We start from the raw sequence: 16637 nt of genomic DNA, 5'->3' as shown, positions 1-16637 counted from the left end.
AGGCATCCATAAAATTATTTTTTATAAGTGGCAAACTCGAATGAAGTTCCTGATTTTTCATCAACATGCTGTTCACTTGCGGTTTTATGAAACTCACTCGGTATTGTTGGATAATGTGCATCACCTTGTACATCTAAGTCAACATGAGTGAGCTCAAGACGGTCTGCAATCGATAAGGTTTGCTTAAATATCTCGCCGCCACCAATGATGAATAAAGCTTGTTTTTCGGTATTCTTTACATCTTCTAAAGCTGCGTTTAAAGCATCTTCAATTGAATATGCAACTTTAACACCGTCAAATTGCCAGTTAATGTCACGGGTAATTACCCAGTTCACACGGTTTGGTAGAGCACGGCCCATAGACTCAAGGGTTTTACGACCCATCACGACCACGCCACCTTGTGTGATTTCTTTAAAATGTTTTAAGTCGGCAGAAATATGCCATGGCAATGCATTGCCTTTACCAATACAGTGATTTTTGTCCATTGCCACAACGTGAACAACTTCTACATTTTGCCATGCCATAATCTTATTCTCTAAACCGTAATCTAATGAAATTTAAGCCGTCTTTATACTGCAACTGGTGCTTTAATTGCCGGATGTGACTCGTAACCTACAATCTCGATATCTTCAAATTTGAAATCGAAAAGGTCTTTAACTTCCGGATTAAGTTTTAATTGGCAAAGTGGTAATGGTTCACGCGTTAATTGTAGTCGTGCCTGCTCAAAATGGTTGGCATAAAGATGCGTATCACCACCAGTCCAGACAAAATCACCTACACCTAAACCGCAAACTTGAGCAATCATATGGGTGAGTAGGGCATAACTCGCGATATTAAAAGGTACGCCTAAAAACACATCGGCACTACGTTGATAAAGCTGACATGACAATTTGTTATCTTGTACGAAAAATTGGAAGAGCGTATGGCAAGGCGGTAAAGCAACTTGTCCAGCTTCATTCGGGTTCCAGCCAGAAACAATTAAACGGCGTGAATTTGGATTGGTTTTAATTTCATTAATTAACCATTTAATCTGGTCGAAACCATCTTGGTTATAAGAGCCGTCTGCATTTTTGGTTGCGCCGAAATTACGCCATTGATGACCATAGACTGGTCCAAGTTCATGCTCTGGACGTCCAAAGCGAGCAGTTTGTTCTGCGGTTGCCCATTCATCCCAAATTGAAACTTTATTGTCTTTTAGATATTGGACGTTGGTGTCACCTTTTAAAAACCAAAGTAACTCAATCACAATCGAGCGGAAATGAACTTTTTTTGTGGTGAGTAAAGGAAAACCTTTAGAGAGATCAAAACGCATTTGATGACCAAATACAGAACGGGTTCCTGTGCCTGTACGGTCGCCTTTGTCACCGCCATTATCAAGGATATGTTGTAGTAGGTCTAAATATGCACGCATAACACTCTCAAGTTCGGATTAATTCCATAAAATAGAAGGGAGATAGCTCAGAAGATAAATAATTACTCAATAGAGCTGCTTCATCATGAACCACTGAAGATGATACCTGTTGTAGCTCAAGATGAAAATCTAAAATTAGTTTTAAGATATTTTTGCTGAATGTGTTTAGTTAAATCTTTTAGCACGATTTTGATAAATCGAGACAAGAAAAAAACCAATCAGTACAAAGCCTAAAGCTTGGATTAGATGAATCCATTCATGCTGAACAGGGAGCAAATACATCAAAATAATAATGATCAAAATAGGATAGATTTTGATTAAAACTCCCAAGCTCGATTTGCCTGATGTGTTGTTTGAAAATTTGGTATTCAAGTCATGCCCAATATGCAAACCAAATCCAAAAATAAGGCTAAGTATTGTATAAATAGGAGATAAGGGCTGAACTTGATTAGCAGCATAAACTGCAACACAAACAACAATAATGAATATAAGTTTGATATGACGTGGTGCGTTGTACCAATAAGCCAGCATATATTGAGCCTATTTATTAAAAAGTGATTGAGGTGAAAAAATAAAAGCAGTAAGCGCCATAAAAGCGATTCCTTGCACACCCCAGATCAGCAAGTTCGGCATTGTTTTTACAAAAATAAGTGCAAATAAAAGAGCGATAGGAATCCAAGTCAGCAGGCGGTAAAGTAGGCCAGTTGGATTTTTCTGAGCAAAATGTAATTTAAAATAGCGGCAGATTAAAAAGATAACACCCGTGCCAGTAAACATTAAAATCGTATCTAAGGGCAAAGGCTGGTATTGATATAGCCCAATACAAATAGCCAAAGTAATAATTAAAATCACTAATTTTTTAAATGTCGGGACTTGTGTGTCAAACCAGAATTCCAGCATGGCATATCTTCATTTTTAGGAGAGTAAAAACTGTAGCATAAAAAAGAAAAGAGGAGCCGAAACTCCTCTGATTTATCATATTAACTGTTCTTTTGTGGACCCCAGTCATAAATTTTCTTTTGGTAGGCATACCACATCATCCAAAGGCCAATCAGCAACATTGGAACGGTAAGGATCTGACCTTTAGTCATCCAGCCAAAAAGAATAAAACCTTGATCGGCATCGGGTTGACGGAAGAATTCCATTACAAAACGTGCAACGCCGTAGCCCATTAAAAATAGAGCAGAAACAGCCATACGTGGACGTGGTCTTGAACTAAACCACCACAAGACAATAAATAGGATTAAGCCTTCACAAATTGCTTGATAAATTTGTGATGGATGGCGTACCAGTTGTAATGGATCAGTTGGGAAGATCATACCAAATGGATAATTTGGGTCAGTTACTGCACGACCATATAACTCCCCACCAATGAAGTTACCAAAGCGCCCAAACATTAAGCCAGTCGGTACACATGGGGCGATAAAGTCGAGGGTTTGGAACCATGTTTTTTGGTATTTTTTACACCAGAATAACATCGCAATCATGACGCCTAAAAAGCCGCCGTGGAAACTCATACCACCTGTCCAGACTTGGAATAGCCAAATCGGATTTTCAAGGAATTTATCAAACTCATAGAACAGGACATAGCCGATACGACCGCCCAGAACGACACCTAAAGCACCGTAAAACACCAGATCGGAAACCATGTCCGATGTCCAGCCATCACGCTGTTTGGCACGGTAGGAGGCAAGTCCCCAAGCGCATAAAAATGCCAATAAATACATGAGTCCATACCAATGGACTTGAAGAGGTCCTAGATGTATTGCGACCGGATCGATATTAGGATAGGTCAGCATTGCTGCTCCTTGATCTTACGTTTTGACAGATTGTAGCGGAATGATGTGAAAAATGTTGTACATTCAATGTGTAAAGATAGGGAATAAGAAAAGATGTGTATTGTGGCTTTAGCATGGCATGTTCTGGATGATATGCCCTTATGTCTTATGTCAAATCGGGATGAGTTCTACCACCGACCAACAGCTTTATTGCATCAGTGGCAACACACACCAATTATTGCTGGGCAAGATTTACAGTCGGGTGGTACTTGGATGGGTGTAACTCCTCAAGGTCGATGGGCTGTGTTAACCAATTTTAGGGATGGGCGAGATCAAAAAACATATGAAACTTCTCGGGGGCACTTAGTTCAGGCTTTTTTAGAGTCTGATTTATTGCCGATTCGATTTGCTCAGCAATTAGAACAGCAGCAACAGAACTTCGCTGGCTTTAACCTGTTTATGGGAAATGCTGATCAAGCAGTTTATATGAGTAATCGTGGTGAAGCGCCGCAAGTATTAGCCAATGGTGTTTATGTGGTTTCGAATGGCTTAATGTCTGAACATTGGGAAAAAACCAGACATTTAAGAACACGTTTTACGCAAGAGTTTTTGCCTATGCTTCAGCACCAGACGGAAGAGTTAACTTTGCAACACGCTGCATGGGATATTCTTGAAGATGAACGTAAGGTCACAACTGCATTATTACCCAATACGGGCATTCAGCCAGAAATGGAAGAGTTATTGTCATCGACTTTTATTCAAAGCCCTGTGTATGGCACACGTTGTTCAAACTTTCTAAGAATGACCAATAATGAATGGCTTTGGCTGGAAAAGACTCAGCAAGGCGAGCATAGTGGGCAAATTGTTCAGCAGCAGGTTCTCTTAAATCGATGATAATAAAAATGCCGATCAATCGACCGGCATTTGATAGTTATAAACGAATTAGCCCGCGATCACACCGCCATCTTTACGAGTAATCACAACAGTTGCTGAGCGTGGACGCGCAGTTTTGTTGTTTGGATCTTTCTGGGTTGCTGGCCAGTTACTTTCTGGTGTTGCGTAACTTGCAGAATCTTCACCAGGGTGCTGAACATTAATGAAAATTGCTTTGTAGTCAGGTGTCATCGCAATACCTGTAATCTCACATTGCTTAGGCCCCACCAAGAAACGGCGCAAAGTTGAGTCTGTAACTTTAGCACCCACTAAAGTTTGCTGACCATTTGAAGTAGTTGCAGGAGCACCATCTCCAATCTGGCCTGGTAGCGCAGCAAGCATCATACAATTAGTGACATCAGTGTATGCGCCATCATCTGTTTGAATCCAAAGTACGCCACGTGGGTCAAACCACATACCGTCTGGAGATGACAAATCATTGTTGTCTGTTAAACCAGATAAGTTGATGTTTGAAGCCATAGATGCTTCAGCACCAAATAGATAAATATCCCACTTGAAGGTTTCAGCAGTCGTTTTGTCATCAGTTTCTTTAAAACGGATAATATGACCGTTAACGTTACCCTTTTGCTCTTTAGTGCCGTTGTAGAGGTCTGTGTAGTTACGTGGATTGGCAGCATCGGTTGCGTAATCTTTACCACGATTTGAGTTGTTGGTTAGGGTAACATAAACTTCGCCGTTCACTGGGTTGACCGTACACCATTCTGGGCGGTCCATTTTTGTAGCACCGACTGAGTCGCCAGCCAAACGTGCAAATGTGACAACGTCTGCTTGAGATTTAAATGGGTAGGTCGTGTTGCTTTCATTTAAGCCATTTTTGCCATAGGCAAGTTCAATCCATTGACCTGAACCATCGTTATTAAACTTGGCAACATACAATTTACCTGCGTTCATGTATTTGTCGCCAGCCGCATAACCACGATTTACATCTTTGACATCCCACACTGCGGTAGAGACGAATTTATAGATGTACTCACCGCGAGAATCATCGCCCATATAAAATGCTAATGGCTGACCTGCTACGGCACGGCAAGCGCTGTCTTCATGTGCAAAACGACCTAGTGATGTTCTTTTAACTGGGTTCAGACGGTTATCAAAAGGATCAATCTCGACCATCCAACCGAATGTATTTGGTCCATTGCGGTAGTCCTGTGTTGCTTGAGTGCCTTTTACGTCGGCATTCCAGCGATCATATAAGTCTTGTGATTCTACTTGACCAATTGCTGTTTCCCAGCCGTAGCGTGAACCAGATCCTGCTTTTAAGCCATAGCGTTTCAGTGCAATAATTTCTTCTGGAGTACGTAACGCGTCATCAGTCGTACTACGAGCAAAGTAACCAATAAAGTTTTCTTCTGTAGTTAAGTATGTGCCCCAAGGGGTATGACCATTACCGCAGTTATTATGAGTGCCACGTGTTTGACGTCCAGCAGGCGAGAAGCGAGTTGCCAGTAGGTTTGAACCAGCCGCAGCTCCTGCAAATTCCATTACTGTAGAAGCTGTAATGCGACGATTAAAAATAGAGTTTTTATCAATTGTTACTTGTTGAGTTGCTGCATCTTTTTTGATGTGAACAATAGAAACGCCATGTGCATTGGTTTCACGAATGACTTCATCTTCAGGGCGGCGTCCATTAACTTTTGTTGGACCTTTAGGATGAAGGAAAGTCTGGTTGATATATTCGTGATTCATGACTAACAAACCTTCAGCTGAAACACTTTCGTCAAAGCGGTTTGTTGAAGTATTTAAGCCAAAATAATGCATACCATCATGACAGTCACCTGAACGGAACTGGAAGCTTGGGCCAGATGGAATATTATTATCGTCCCATTCGCCAAAATTAGGGTTGATTGAATCACCCAAAGCAAAAATGACATTCGCTTCATAACCTTCAGGTACAGTCACGATGTCGTTATGGTTTTTCGCAACTGCGGTAAAAGTTAATTTTTCTGGTTTTTTATTTGGATCTACAGGTGTGGTTCCACCGTTGTTAGAACCTGAATCATCATCGCTATCATTACAGCCTGTTAATGTAGAGGCTAAAGTTAACGCTACAGCACCACTTGCTGCTTTAGTAATTAAACTACGGCGACTGATGTGTTGTTCTAAAATGTCACGAAAGTGGATGTTGTCAGAAGTATTATTGTCCAGTTCTTGGTCTTCATGATATGGCGACAGCTCTGTCATGGGGAATTCCTAAGTAAATAAAGAGATTGTTCTAAAATTCTTCATGAGCTTAGTTTGTGAATGTGACGAGGCGTTGACGTTTTGATGATAAGTTAATGAAAAGTTCTGTAATTTTTCATTTAATTTTCATAAAAAGTAAAAGTTGAATGTAAAAATATTAAAGCTGACCTTAGCCAGCTTTAATATTTAAAGAGGTTATGAAAAATTATTTAGTTGTGACTGAAGGGGCAATTGGGTCTGCTGTAATATAGCCGACGTTAGCACTATAACCATTGTTGTAATTTTGGTTAATTAATGCCTTAACATCCTCAGGTACACTACTACTGTCGCCTGGATGTTGGAAGTTGCTCATGATGTAAGTCCAACCGTTGATTGAATCTACAGCATGTAAACCTGTTGACTCTGCACCTGCAGGTGTAGAAAGCAGTCGTGTTAACTCTTTGGTATCTACATTGTATGCCCACAAGAAGTTGTTCACGTGGTTACCTGAGTCTTCACCAATGAATAATGTACGTAAAGTTTCAGAGAACTTCAGATTGTCTGGGCTAGCAATTTTGTCTGGGTTCGCTGTATTACCTAAACTATCTTTCGCAGCAAGATCTTCACCCATGAGCAGCATATATGAGTAAAGAGGAACCCACTCACTATTAATTGCGCTGCCTTCATTGTCTGTAAAGCTATTACCTAACTTGTGTGCAAGCACGCCACCAGCAGTAATCTTTTTAGAGAACCCTACATTATGTTCCGCAACATAACCTTTACCGCCAATGACCATTGAATCTTGAATATTAGCTAAAGCAGAGTAAGCAACTTTATCTTTAATATTTACGTTAGTACCTTCCATCTTGGTGAACGCCATACTTGCACCTTTTAGTGCTGCATAACGATGTGTTTCCAAGAAAGCTGCTGCTTTTTCCATACCTGGTTTAAGTTTGACCCAAAGCTGTTTCTTTGCCAAAGTGATTTCAGTATAGCTGGCATCATTTGGATTGGTTGTTAAACTTTCCATGATGTCAGTTGACTTAATCCCACCAGCAACTAAATCCTCAATTTCTTTACTAGTCGCATGGCCAAGTTTGATCCATTGAATGCTAGCAGTTGAGGTTTCAGTTAGAGTATTGATGTATTTAGCAACATATAGTGTCCCTGCCGATAAATCTTTTTCTTTATCTGCAACGAACATGAAGAAGCCACCGTTGGTGTAGTCATCTCCCATAAGTGCTGTACGGTTGTCTGGCATAACATGGATAAGTTCGTGAGAAATACGACCTAAACAATAGTGTTTTTTAATGCTACCTGTACCATCAAGGTTAACTGTTACTTCTGGCAAATGACCGTAGTTATATGGGTTTGCTTTAGTTTCATCACCAAAGAAGTATTTACCAAGATATTTTAGATCTGTACCGCCAATACCTTGATTGAATGCATCTGGCTCGTATTCTTCACTTGATAAGTGAGTGTTCCAAGGTGATAGGCTAGCACCGCAAGTAATCCATAAACCGTGTACTGGTGCAGTATCAACGTTGAAGTATTTTTTAAGTTCTAGGTGACCTGTTTTTTGGTCTTGATCTAAAGTCAAAATTGCGATTGGTGAAGGTAATTGACCGTAAGTATCACCACCTGCTTGGTCTTTAGAGTTGTATTCAAATTGAACAACATGGAACACAGGATTTGCTACACCATCAACTTTCGCACCTTCTAATTGAATTAGAGATGAACCATCTGGACAGTCTGAAAAGAATTGACGTTCTTTACCAGCAACTGACTTATCCATAATTGGATTGCCGTTAACATCAAAATAACCACCCGCGATAATCGTCCCACCACCAAGTTTTGGTACGCTATCACCAGTTTTAAAGAAAGGTTTATAAGCGAGTTGGTATTCAGTACTGGTTGAATTTTCCCAATCAATTTTTAATTTAGAATTCACTACAGTTGTTGCACGATCAGCTGCAGTTGTTGGCGCTGGCATTGCTGTGAATTTTGCATTTTTAAATTTGCTTGGTTGTGGTGTTGGAGTGACTACTGAGCTGTCATCACTATCATTACAACCTGCTAATGTTGCTGCCGTAGCCATCGCTCCTAATGGTAGAAAAGGAATCCCCGAAAACCATTTTAAAATTTCGCGACGCGTTGGTTGAGTAGAAGCAGTTGTCATAAGAAATCCGTAAATTTTGTGGGTATATTTGTTGAGTTGATTCTATGGACTGAAAATGACACTTTTCTTACATTTTTAAGTCACTTTGAAGACAGTTTATTGCTTTGTAGATTAAAAAGTGTTCTACATAAAAAAGCCTGAACTTGTAGGCTCAGGCTTTTTCTTAAAAATCATTTTATTCAGCAGGATGGGCTTTTCTTTTCTCAAGAATTTTACCAAAGAGCAGGCCGAGCTCAAAAAGCAACCACATTGGAATTGCTAACATCACCATTGAAATTGCATCTGGCGGTGTAATAAACATCGCTACAAAAAAACATCCAACAATAATAAAACGTCGCTTTTCAGCAAGGCTTTTTGTATTTACCACACCGATTAAAATAAGGAGAAGCGTAGCGATTGGAATTTCAAAAGTCAGTCCAAATACTAAAAATAACTTTAAGCAGAAGCTTAGGTAGCTATTAATATCCGTCATCGGTGCAACAGTTTCAGGCGATACACTAATAAAGAAATGTAAAATTGCCGGAAGAGTAATGTAATATGCAAAAGCAACACCCGCATAAAACAAGACAATACTACCGATGAGTAATGGTAGTGCTAAATGACGTTCTTTTTGATACAGCGCTGGACGAACAAATGACCAGATTTCATACAGAATAAATGGCATTGCCAGCACAAGTGCGACAAATAAATTGAGTTTAAAAGGCGCCATGAATGTTGCAGTGACATCGGTTGCAATCATTGACGAGGAGGTTGGAAGTTGCAGCCTCAAAGGTTCGGATAGTAATTGGTAAGTATTATTTCTAAAAGGTAATAAGCAAAAAAATAAAAATAAGGTTACTCCGACAATCCTAAATAAATGACGTCGTAAAACGACCAAATGGCTCATGATTGGCATTTGGTCTAAATTTTCCTGATTATTTACAGTGGTTGAAGGCAGTTGGTTCATACGGCAATCTTCAATTTAACAGGTGATGTCTCTGAAATATCAGTTGATGATGCTAAAGGCATAAATTTTCTAATGTATGGGACTTTATAATGGCCTGATATAGGAAGACATATCCGAATAGGTTGGGGCACTGATTTGGTTGCCTCAGCCTTATCTATATTTTCAGAAATATTCTGCTTTTGAATTTCTTCAAGCTGTTGTTGTACTTTACGTTCTAGTGCTTCAATGCGGTTGAGTTCTTCTTGCATTTCTTTTCGAAACTCAGAAAGACGCAACTCTTGATCAATCTCATTTTGCAAATTGGTAATATAACGTTTTAGACGAACATACCAACGACCAGCAAAGCGTGCAGCTTCTGGAAGTTTATCCGGGCCTAAAACTAAAATTGCAATAATTGCAAAACAGAGTAGCTCTGTCATTCCTACATCAAGCATGGTCGAAAACCTTTAGCTTTTTACTGATGTGCTGTCAGGTGTTTTGACTTGGGCATCAATTGTACGTGGAGTATTAAGAGCAGTAGTCTCATCTTCTTCACGAACTGATTTTTTAAAGTCTTTTACTGCACCGCCTACGTCTTTACCAATATTTTTTAATTTAGACGTACCGAATAATAAAATAACGACAATTGCAAAAATAACGACATGCCAAATAGATAAACCGGCCATGATCTTATACCTCTTTTCAGTTTGCTTTATATCAACAGGTTGCCATGACAGGAATGTGACATTTATATGTCATTTTTAAGACAATGAATGACTGTCAAAACCTAAAAAGTTCATTTTATAAACTGAATATCTTCTTTTTTTATTTATACATAGTTTGAAAAGAGTCACTTAAATTACTTGAAATGGAGAGTACATTTCATTTTGAAAAGGTGTAGCATAGCAAGCTGGTTTTGATGAGCAAGAGGAGAGAGCGTGGCGCTACTACTGCCTATATTGGCATTTATCACAGGACTTCTACTTGCTCAGACTTCTATTGCAGAAACCATAAAACCTATTCTTTCAGCTTGGCTTGCCCGCTTACTAATTCCGATTGTGATTATTTACAACATGGTATTTTATCAGCCGGGTAGTTTGAGTTTAATGCTGTTTAGCTTCGGTTCAGCATTTCTTATTTTCTTTGCCTATTTAGCTTTATTTAAAGACAGATTATTAGCACTATGCGTGAGTTATACCAATATGGGGTGGCTTGGCTTTCCGTTTGCTATGGCCTTATTTGGACCTGATGCTACAGCTCCTATTGTTGCGCTATATATTGGAGTCTCTCTTTTTGGCAATGCGTGGGCTGTTACGGCAGTCACCACTGCACCACAAAGTAAGCTCAACATATTAAAAAAGGTTTTAACTTCTCCACCGTGTATTTCAATATTTTGTGCACTTTTACTTAGGTCGTTAGGTGCTCAACATATCGAGCATCCTGCTATACATTGGGTATATGAAGTTGTCAAGTTTGTCATGACTTTTGCTGGTATGTGTGTGCTGGGAATGTGGCTACGCCGTACCCGAGTGCATTTAAAAGACTTAATTTACAGTACAAAAGCTCAAGCATTTAAAGTAGTGTGCGGGTTTATTCTTTGTGGCTTAACTTATAGATTTTTACCCATTCCAAATATCAGTCAGCAAATTGGAGTGATGTTTTTAATGTTCTGTCTGCCGCCAGCAGCCAATATTGTAGCGCTAGAAACACATTATCAAGGGACGGGAAGATCGGCGGCTTACATTGCCTCAGGGACGATTGTGAGTTGTATTTTTATTGCGATTTATGCGGTATTTTTGCATTTCCCACTATAATTAATTTAAAAATTTTTCCCCTACATCTGCTTGTGCGAAGGCGGCATGGATGCCGCCAGTTAGACTGTGGTACATGAACGTACCATCAGTCTAACAAAAGATTTTTGCTTACTTTTCATCTTTGAAAAGTAAGGTCTGCCTATACAAAGTTTAATATATTCTAACGCTGCATATTGTGGCCATGTGATCAGCTTACTTCTGTAAGCTCTCTTTAAATAACTGCATCGCTTGCCCACGATGACTAATCTTATTCTTGTCTTCTTTAGAAAGTTCAGCGCTAGAAACTTGTAGCTCAGGCAACCAGAACAGCGGGTCATAACCAAAGCCATTTTCACCACGTGCAGCTTCTAAAATTTCGCCGTGCCAGATGCCTTGGAAAATTTGTGGTAACGGATCTTCAGCGTGAGTGACTAAAGCAAGTACGCACACAAACATACCTTCAATCACTTCACCATTTTTACGAAATGGTAAAAGGTCATTTAATAATTTGGCATTGTTCGCTGCATCGTCACCATGTTCTCCAGCATAGCGTGCTGAATAAATGCCAGGTGCACCGCCTAAGACAGGAACACAAATACCAGAGTCGTCAGCCATAGCAGGTTTACCTGAAATTTTAGAGGCATGACGAGCTTTAATAATGGCATTTTCAATAAAGCTTAAGCCATCTTCAATTGCATCAGGAATATTAAGGCGACCTTGAGGAATAATTTCTACTGGTAACTTAAGCTGTTCAAAAAGTTTTTCAAACTCTGCGACTTTACCTTTGTTATTGCTGGCAAGAACTAAACTGCCCTGATCAAACCAATGTGGGGTAGACATAATAAAACCAAACTTTATAGCTAATATCGAACGTGAGTTATGTTACGTGTTTTTTAAGAGGGGATATAGAGGGAAATAAATAGAATATAAAATGGGACAACCTAAACTAAAGCCACCTTGTAGAGCATACAAGGTGGCTTTAGTCGAGTAAGGTTTTTTACGGATGAACCGTTATTATTGTGCTTGAATCCATTTGTCCGCACGGTCACGTGCTGTACGGATTTGTTCTTGAGTTAAGTTAGCTGCTAGAGCAGTTTTCTTACCTTCAGATAGGCTAATCACTTTATTGTCGAGCATGCCATCACGAGTTGAAAGCTCATACCACTGGTAAGCACCAACGTAGTTTTTCTTTTGCTCTTCCATCATAGCAAGGTTATAGCTTGCACGGTTATCACCATTGCTTGCTGCTTTTTCAAAGTATTTACGAGCCATAGACTCATCTTTTTTAACACCAATACCGTCGGCATACATGCGGCCTACGTTTAATTGTGCTGGCGATAAACCTTGATCCGCTGCTGCTTTAAACCATGCGAAAGCCTGTTTGTCATCTTTTGCTACATCTTTACCATATTGATAGTGTGTACCAAGATAAAACTGTGCGCCTGCTTGACCAGCTTTTGCTGCTTTCTGAAGATCGTTAATCCCCATTGTTGAAAAACGTGCAGCCTGACTCGCAACCGATTGTGGCTGGGCGATATAATCTGCATGAGCCTGCATACTTAGCAGTCCTGCAAATAGTGTGCTAAATAATGTCTTTTTCATAGTGCACTCACTCGATAAATAGCGACTTCACCAAACAAATTCGGAACATGTTTGCTTAACAGGCTTCCCTGCTGATTTCCATTGACGGCGAGTCGATTAATAATTTGTATCTGATTTTCAGCACATAGTGCTTCGAAATCTTTAAATGTACATAAATGAATGTTGGGGGTGTTATACCACATATATGGTAGAGCATCCGATACAGGCATCATTCCTTTTAATGCAAGAAAAGAGCGAGTCTTCCAATGCGCAAAGTTTGGAAAAGTAATAATTGCCTGTTTACCCACACGCACCATGTCTCTTAATAAAACATCGGGTGCATCTACGGCTTGCAAAGCTTGTGCCATAACCACATAGTCAAAGGACTGGTCTGCAAAGCGGCTTAAGCCGAGATTCAAATCTTGTTGAATAATATTTAACCCGCGACTGACGGCAATTGCAATCTTTTCTTGATCAATTTCTAAACCATAAGCACGAATTTGATGCTTTTGGCTCATATGAGCGAGTAATTCACCGTCACCACACCCTAAATCGAGTACGCTTGAGCCGGGTTTAATCCACTTTTCTGCTAGTTGTTGATCAATACGCATTAGCTTGCCTCCAGTGATGTCGATTTTAAGTGTTCTTCACCGCCTAAGAAAGCGCGCATGGTTTTGACATACAGTGGAATCGGGAATAAGAACGAGTCATGGCCTTGTTCAGCATCAATGTCGAGATAACTTACTGGCTTATGATTGGTAATAAGTGCATCTACAATTTCTTGTGAGCGGCTTGGTGCAAAACGCCAGTCAGTTGTGAACGAGACAATCAAGAACTGGCATTTAGTTTTACCCATCGCTTCAGTTAAAGAATGACCGTACTCACGAGATGGGTCAAAATAATCTAAAGCTTTAGTCATGATGAGATAAGTATTGGCATCAAAGTTACGGCTGAACTGTTCACCTTGATAACGTAAATAGCTTTCGACCTGAAATTCGACATCAAAACCGTACATAAATTTACCAGATTTTAAATCACGGCCAAATTTTTGTTTCATGGCTTCTTCTGAAAGATAGGTGATATGACCGACCATGCGAGCCAAAATTAGTCCGCGTTTCGGATAGCTATCATTTTCTAAGTAACGACCATGATGGAAGTCTGGATCAGACAGAATTGACTGACGTGCCACTTCGTTAAATGCAATATTTTGTGCTGAAAGTTTTGGTGCGCTGGCAATAATCACACATTTTTGCAGGCGATCAGGGTAGTCTACAGACCATTGTAGTGCTTGCATGCCTCCTAATGATCCACCGACCACTGCATACCAGACATCTACACCCAAACGGTCAGAAAGCATGGCCTGAGTTTTAACCCAGTCACGTACCGTTACTAATGGAAAATCAGGTCCATATGGGCGATTGTCATTTTCAGGGTTTGGTGAGGTCGGGCCAGTTGAACCATTACAGCCACCAATATTATTGAGCGAAACTACAAAAAACTTATTCGTATCAATTGCCTTACCCGGGCCAATACAACTATCCCACCATCCAGCTTTTTTATCATCTTCGTGGTGATAACCCGCTGCATGATGATGTCCGGAAAGAGCATGACAGATTAAAATTGCATTTGATTTATCAGCATTTAAAGTGCCGTAAGTTTCGACCATTAGTTCAAAACGTGGCAAAACACGATCACATTCAAGGTGTAATGGTTCTTCAAATTGGAACTTTTGCGGAGTGACTAACCCCACTGAATCAGCTGGAAAAGACACGGGAACATTTCGCCTTTTAAATCTTTCAGGAATAAAAAGAAAGGATACCAAGCTAGGTATCCTTTCCAAAGTCTTTTTTTTAATTAAACAGCGGCGGCAACAACCTGATCTGTACTTAAAACACCTTGATCAATCAAACGGTTGGTACACGCAATAATTGCTTCAATAGATGAGGTGACTGTATTGTCATGAACACCGGCACCAAATGAACCTTTACCTGTACCTTTTACTTGAAGTTCAATTAAGGTTAATGCTTTCGCATTTGCACCTGAACTAATACTACGTTCTTCATAGTTCAATACGTCAATTGGTAATTGAAGTGCATTTAAGAACGCAGAGATTGGCCCGTTACCTTCACCACGAAGTTGTTGTGTTTCACCTTCGACATCAATATCAAGTTCGATAATCTGAGTACCATTAATGTCAGATAACTTGTAGTGTTTGACTGTGTAATGATGATTCTTCACATCAACATACGCATCTTTAAATAACGTCCAGATTTCTTTAGCGTTAATTTCTGTACCGTTCTCATCAGCATATTGTTGAACAACCTGACTGAATTCGATTTGCAAACGACGTGGTAATACAACGTTGTAGTTTGATTCTAATAAATAAGCGATACCACCTTTACCAGACTGACTATTTACACGAATTACAGCATCGTAGTCACGGCCCAAATCTTTCGGGTCGATTGGTAAGTAAGGCATATCCCAGATTTCTTCGTTTTTCTGGTACTCGAAGCCTTTTTTGATCGCATCCTGATGTGAACCAGAGAATGCAGTAAATACCAAGTCACCTGCATATGGATGACGAGGGTGTACAGGTAAACCAGTACATTCTTCAACCGTTGCAATCACTTCATTAATATTAGAAAAATCTAACTCTGGTGCTACACCTTGGGTATACATGTTCAATGCAATTGCTGCAACGTCAACGTTACCTGTACGTTCACCATTACCGAACACACAGCCTTCAACACGGTCAGCACCCGCCATAATGGCAAGTTCTGATGCAGCAATACCACAGCCGCGGTCATTGTGGCAGTGAACAGAAATGATTACGCCATCACGACGTGCCAAATTACGATGCATCCATTCAATTTGGTCTGCATAAACATTTGGTGTAGAAACCTCGACAGTCGCTGGCAAGTTTAAAATAACTTTATGATCTGGACGTGCATCCCAGATTTCTGTGACGGCATCACAGACATCTTTAGCGACTTCTAATTCAGTTGCAGAGAAACATTCTGGACTGTATTGGAAAATCCAGTCAGTTTGAGGATATTGAGCCGCATATTCTTTAACTTTTTGAGCAGCATTAATTGCTAATTGTTTTGCGCCATTAACATCTACATTCAACACCTTTTGACGGAAGGTTGGAGAGTTCGAGTTATAAATATGCACAATTGCGCGTTTAGCACCTGCCAAAGATTCAAAAGTACGTTCAATTAAATGGTCACGTGCTTGAACCAAAACTTCAATGTATACGTCATCAGGAATATGATTTTCTTCGATCAACATGCGAGTAAAATCGAAGTCAATTTGAGATGCAGAAGGGAAACCGATTTCAATATGCTTAAAACCAATTTTCACAAGCATTTTGAACATTTTGAATTTTTGTTCCATGTTCATTGGTTCAAAAATTGCTTGGTTACCGTCACGTAAATCCGTACTCATCCAGATTGGCGCTTTTGTAATTTCGTTATTTGGCCATTGGCGATCTGGTAAATCCACACGCTGGTACATACGGCGGTATTTTTTGCTAGGGTCAGCCAACATCATGAGAAAACTCCTTGTCTCGTAGCGCGGTTGCTCTGGATATATTTAAAAGGCAACGTCTCTACTTAATATATGGTATCTAATTCAGAAAAATTAAAGGGAATTTTAAAGTGCTGCTTTAAAAAGCAGACAAAATTTTTATACGCGCGCTTGGCGCAGCATCAGGAGTTGCAGATGATGTCTTGCTTGAGTAGGCGGGGCAAACAAGTAATTCGTTTTCATCTCTAGACCGTGAAATAATAAGTTTGGTGGTTTGCAGGTAATCTTGTTATTTAGATATATCACATCTAAACAATGATTACACCTT

At 39.9% G+C, this 16637-nt stretch carries 16 protein-coding genes and 1 pseudogene; 2 read left to right on the top strand and 15 right to left on the bottom strand.

Annotation, left to right across the window (positions count from 1 at the left end; genetic code table 11):
• Positions 1-14: 14 nt before the first annotated feature.
• From MKL33_RS07685 to lgt, 5 genes and pseudogenes are all read right to left on the bottom strand, one after another.
• Positions 15-524, bottom strand: coding sequence for a dihydrofolate reductase (locus MKL33_RS07685; RefSeq protein ID WP_002114723.1), 510 nt, complete (start codon positions 522-524; stop codon positions 15-17).
• A gap of 44 nt (positions 525-568) precedes the next feature.
• Entirely contained in the window at positions 569-1411 is an 843-nt protein-coding gene (gene thyA / locus MKL33_RS07680) for a thymidylate synthase (RefSeq protein ID WP_270906760.1), read from the bottom strand.
• Between the two features lie 143 nt (positions 1412-1554).
• Positions 1555-1942: pseudogene (locus tag MKL33_RS07675) on the bottom strand (hypothetical protein); the annotation flags it as partial.
• A 9-nt stretch (positions 1943-1951) separates the two neighbouring features.
• Positions 1952-2311, bottom strand: coding sequence for a hypothetical protein (locus MKL33_RS07670; protein ID WP_270906759.1), 360 nt, complete (start codon positions 2309-2311; stop codon positions 1952-1954).
• 80 nt (positions 2312-2391) lie between these two features.
• The gene (gene lgt / locus MKL33_RS07665) at positions 2392-3210 is read right to left on the bottom strand and encodes a prolipoprotein diacylglyceryl transferase (protein WP_033849481.1); all 819 of its coding nucleotides are present in this window, start codon (positions 3208-3210) and stop codon (positions 2392-2394) included.
• 93 nt (positions 3211-3303) lie between these two features.
• On the opposite strand from lgt, the gene MKL33_RS07660 reads away from it, so the two are divergent.
• Positions 3304-4083, top strand: coding sequence for an NRDE family protein (locus MKL33_RS07660; protein WP_033849479.1), 780 nt, complete (start codon positions 3304-3306; stop codon positions 4081-4083).
• Positions 4084-4131: 48 nt separating this feature from the next.
• Here the strand turns inward: MKL33_RS07660 and MKL33_RS07655 are convergent, their stop codons facing one another.
• From MKL33_RS07655 to MKL33_RS07635, 5 genes are all read right to left on the bottom strand, one after another.
• On the bottom strand, positions 4132-6324 hold the full coding sequence (locus MKL33_RS07655) for a PhoX family protein (RefSeq protein WP_270906758.1): 2193 nt from the start codon (positions 6322-6324) through the stop codon (positions 4132-4134).
• Positions 6325-6529: 205 nt separating this feature from the next.
• Positions 6530-8482 (bottom strand): PhoX family protein, encoded by a 1953-nt coding sequence (locus MKL33_RS07650; protein ID WP_270906757.1) that lies wholly within the window; start codon positions 8480-8482, stop codon positions 6530-6532.
• Between the two features lie 175 nt (positions 8483-8657).
• Positions 8658-9428 carry a twin-arginine translocase subunit TatC gene (gene tatC / locus MKL33_RS07645; RefSeq protein ID WP_032005632.1) on the bottom strand — a complete coding sequence of 257 codons (771 nt, stop codon included), beginning with the start codon at positions 9426-9428 and terminating at the stop codon, positions 8658-8660.
• A complete protein-coding gene (gene tatB, locus MKL33_RS07640) occupies positions 9425-9862 on the bottom strand; it encodes a Sec-independent protein translocase protein TatB (protein WP_002114889.1) in 438 nt (145 codons plus the stop codon). The genes tatC and tatB overlap by 4 nt, the downstream gene beginning before the upstream one ends.
• A 12-nt stretch (positions 9863-9874) precedes the next feature.
• Positions 9875-10093: a Sec-independent protein translocase subunit TatA gene (locus MKL33_RS07635; protein ID WP_002114991.1), complete on the bottom strand. Its 219-nt coding sequence runs from the start codon at positions 10091-10093 to the stop codon at positions 9875-9877.
• A gap of 252 nt (positions 10094-10345) precedes the next feature.
• Between MKL33_RS07635 and MKL33_RS07630 the strand changes: the two genes are divergently transcribed.
• Positions 10346-11221, top strand: a complete 876-nt coding sequence (locus MKL33_RS07630; protein ID WP_086400282.1) for an AEC family transporter — start codon at positions 10346-10348, stop codon at positions 11219-11221.
• A gap of 192 nt (positions 11222-11413) precedes the next feature.
• Here the strand turns inward: MKL33_RS07630 and rdgB are convergent, their stop codons facing one another.
• The 5 genes from rdgB to leuA all read right to left on the bottom strand — a co-directional run bounded on the left by rdgB (position 11414) and on the right by leuA (position 16333).
• Positions 11414-12040 carry an RdgB/HAM1 family non-canonical purine NTP pyrophosphatase gene (rdgB, locus tag MKL33_RS07625; RefSeq protein WP_032005168.1) on the bottom strand — a complete coding sequence of 209 codons (627 nt, stop codon included), beginning with the start codon at positions 12038-12040 and terminating at the stop codon, positions 11414-11416.
• A 174-nt stretch (positions 12041-12214) separates the two neighbouring features.
• The gene (locus tag MKL33_RS07620; protein WP_005804213.1) at positions 12215-12802 is read right to left on the bottom strand and encodes a tetratricopeptide repeat protein; all 588 of its coding nucleotides are present in this window, start codon (positions 12800-12802) and stop codon (positions 12215-12217) included.
• Positions 12799-13392, bottom strand: a complete 594-nt coding sequence (gene metW / locus MKL33_RS07615) for a methionine biosynthesis protein MetW (protein ID WP_001217230.1) — start codon at positions 13390-13392, stop codon at positions 12799-12801. The genes MKL33_RS07620 and metW overlap by 4 nt, the downstream gene beginning before the upstream one ends.
• A complete protein-coding gene (metX, locus tag MKL33_RS07610) occupies positions 13392-14552 on the bottom strand; it encodes a homoserine O-succinyltransferase MetX (RefSeq protein WP_002114709.1) in 1161 nt (386 codons plus the stop codon). The genes metW and metX overlap by 1 nt, the downstream gene beginning before the upstream one ends.
• An 83-nt stretch (positions 14553-14635) precedes the next feature.
• On the bottom strand, positions 14636-16333 hold the full coding sequence (leuA, locus tag MKL33_RS07605; RefSeq protein WP_032005170.1) for a 2-isopropylmalate synthase: 1698 nt from the start codon (positions 16331-16333) through the stop codon (positions 14636-14638).
• Positions 16334-16637 lie beyond the last annotated feature (304 nt).

This window comes from Acinetobacter sp. AOR43_HL, from assembly GCF_027854635.1.
GTDB classification, from domain to species: domain Bacteria; phylum Pseudomonadota; class Gammaproteobacteria; order Pseudomonadales; family Moraxellaceae; genus Acinetobacter; species Acinetobacter pittii.
Note: the sequence above shows the minus strand (reverse complement) of the source record. Positions and strands in the feature narration are given on the sequence as shown.

What these genes read in the sequence shown, in the direction of transcription:
- MKL33_RS07685 (WP_002114723.1), bottom strand. Translation starts at nt 524, where the DNA reads ATGGCATGGCAAAATGTAGAAGTTGTTCACGTTGTGGCAATGGACAAA.
- thyA (WP_270906760.1), bottom strand. Translation starts at nt 1,411, where the DNA reads ATGCGTGCATATTTAGACCTACTACAACATATCCTTGATAATGGCGGT.
- MKL33_RS07670 (WP_270906759.1), bottom strand. Translation starts at nt 2,311, where the DNA reads ATGCTGGAATTCTGGTTTGACACACAAGTCCCGACATTTAAAAAATTA.
- lgt (WP_033849481.1), bottom strand. Translation starts at nt 3,210, where the DNA reads ATGCTGACCTATCCTAATATCGATCCGGTCGCAATACATCTAGGACCT.
- MKL33_RS07660 (WP_033849479.1), top strand. Translation starts at nt 3,304, where the DNA reads ATGTGTATTGTGGCTTTAGCATGGCATGTTCTGGATGATATGCCCTTA.
- MKL33_RS07655 (WP_270906758.1), bottom strand. Translation starts at nt 6,324, where the DNA reads ATGACAGAGCTGTCGCCATATCATGAAGACCAAGAACTGGACAATAAT.
- MKL33_RS07650 (WP_270906757.1), bottom strand. Translation starts at nt 8,482, where the DNA reads ATGACAACTGCTTCTACTCAACCAACGCGTCGCGAAATTTTAAAATGG.
- tatC (WP_032005632.1), bottom strand. Translation starts at nt 9,428, where the DNA reads ATGAACCAACTGCCTTCAACCACTGTAAATAATCAGGAAAATTTAGAC.
- tatB (WP_002114889.1), bottom strand. Translation starts at nt 9,862, where the DNA reads ATGCTTGATGTAGGAATGACAGAGCTACTCTGTTTTGCAATTATTGCA.
- MKL33_RS07635 (WP_002114991.1), bottom strand. Translation starts at nt 10,093, where the DNA reads ATGGCCGGTTTATCTATTTGGCATGTCGTTATTTTTGCAATTGTCGTT.
- rdgB (WP_032005168.1), bottom strand. Translation starts at nt 12,040, where the DNA reads ATGTCTACCCCACATTGGTTTGATCAGGGCAGTTTAGTTCTTGCCAGC.
- MKL33_RS07620 (WP_005804213.1), bottom strand. Translation starts at nt 12,802, where the DNA reads ATGAAAAAGACATTATTTAGCACACTATTTGCAGGACTGCTAAGTATG.
- metW (WP_001217230.1), bottom strand. Translation starts at nt 13,392, where the DNA reads ATGCGTATTGATCAACAACTAGCAGAAAAGTGGATTAAACCCGGCTCA.
- leuA (WP_032005170.1), bottom strand. Translation starts at nt 16,333, where the DNA reads ATGATGTTGGCTGACCCTAGCAAAAAATACCGCCGTATGTACCAGCGT.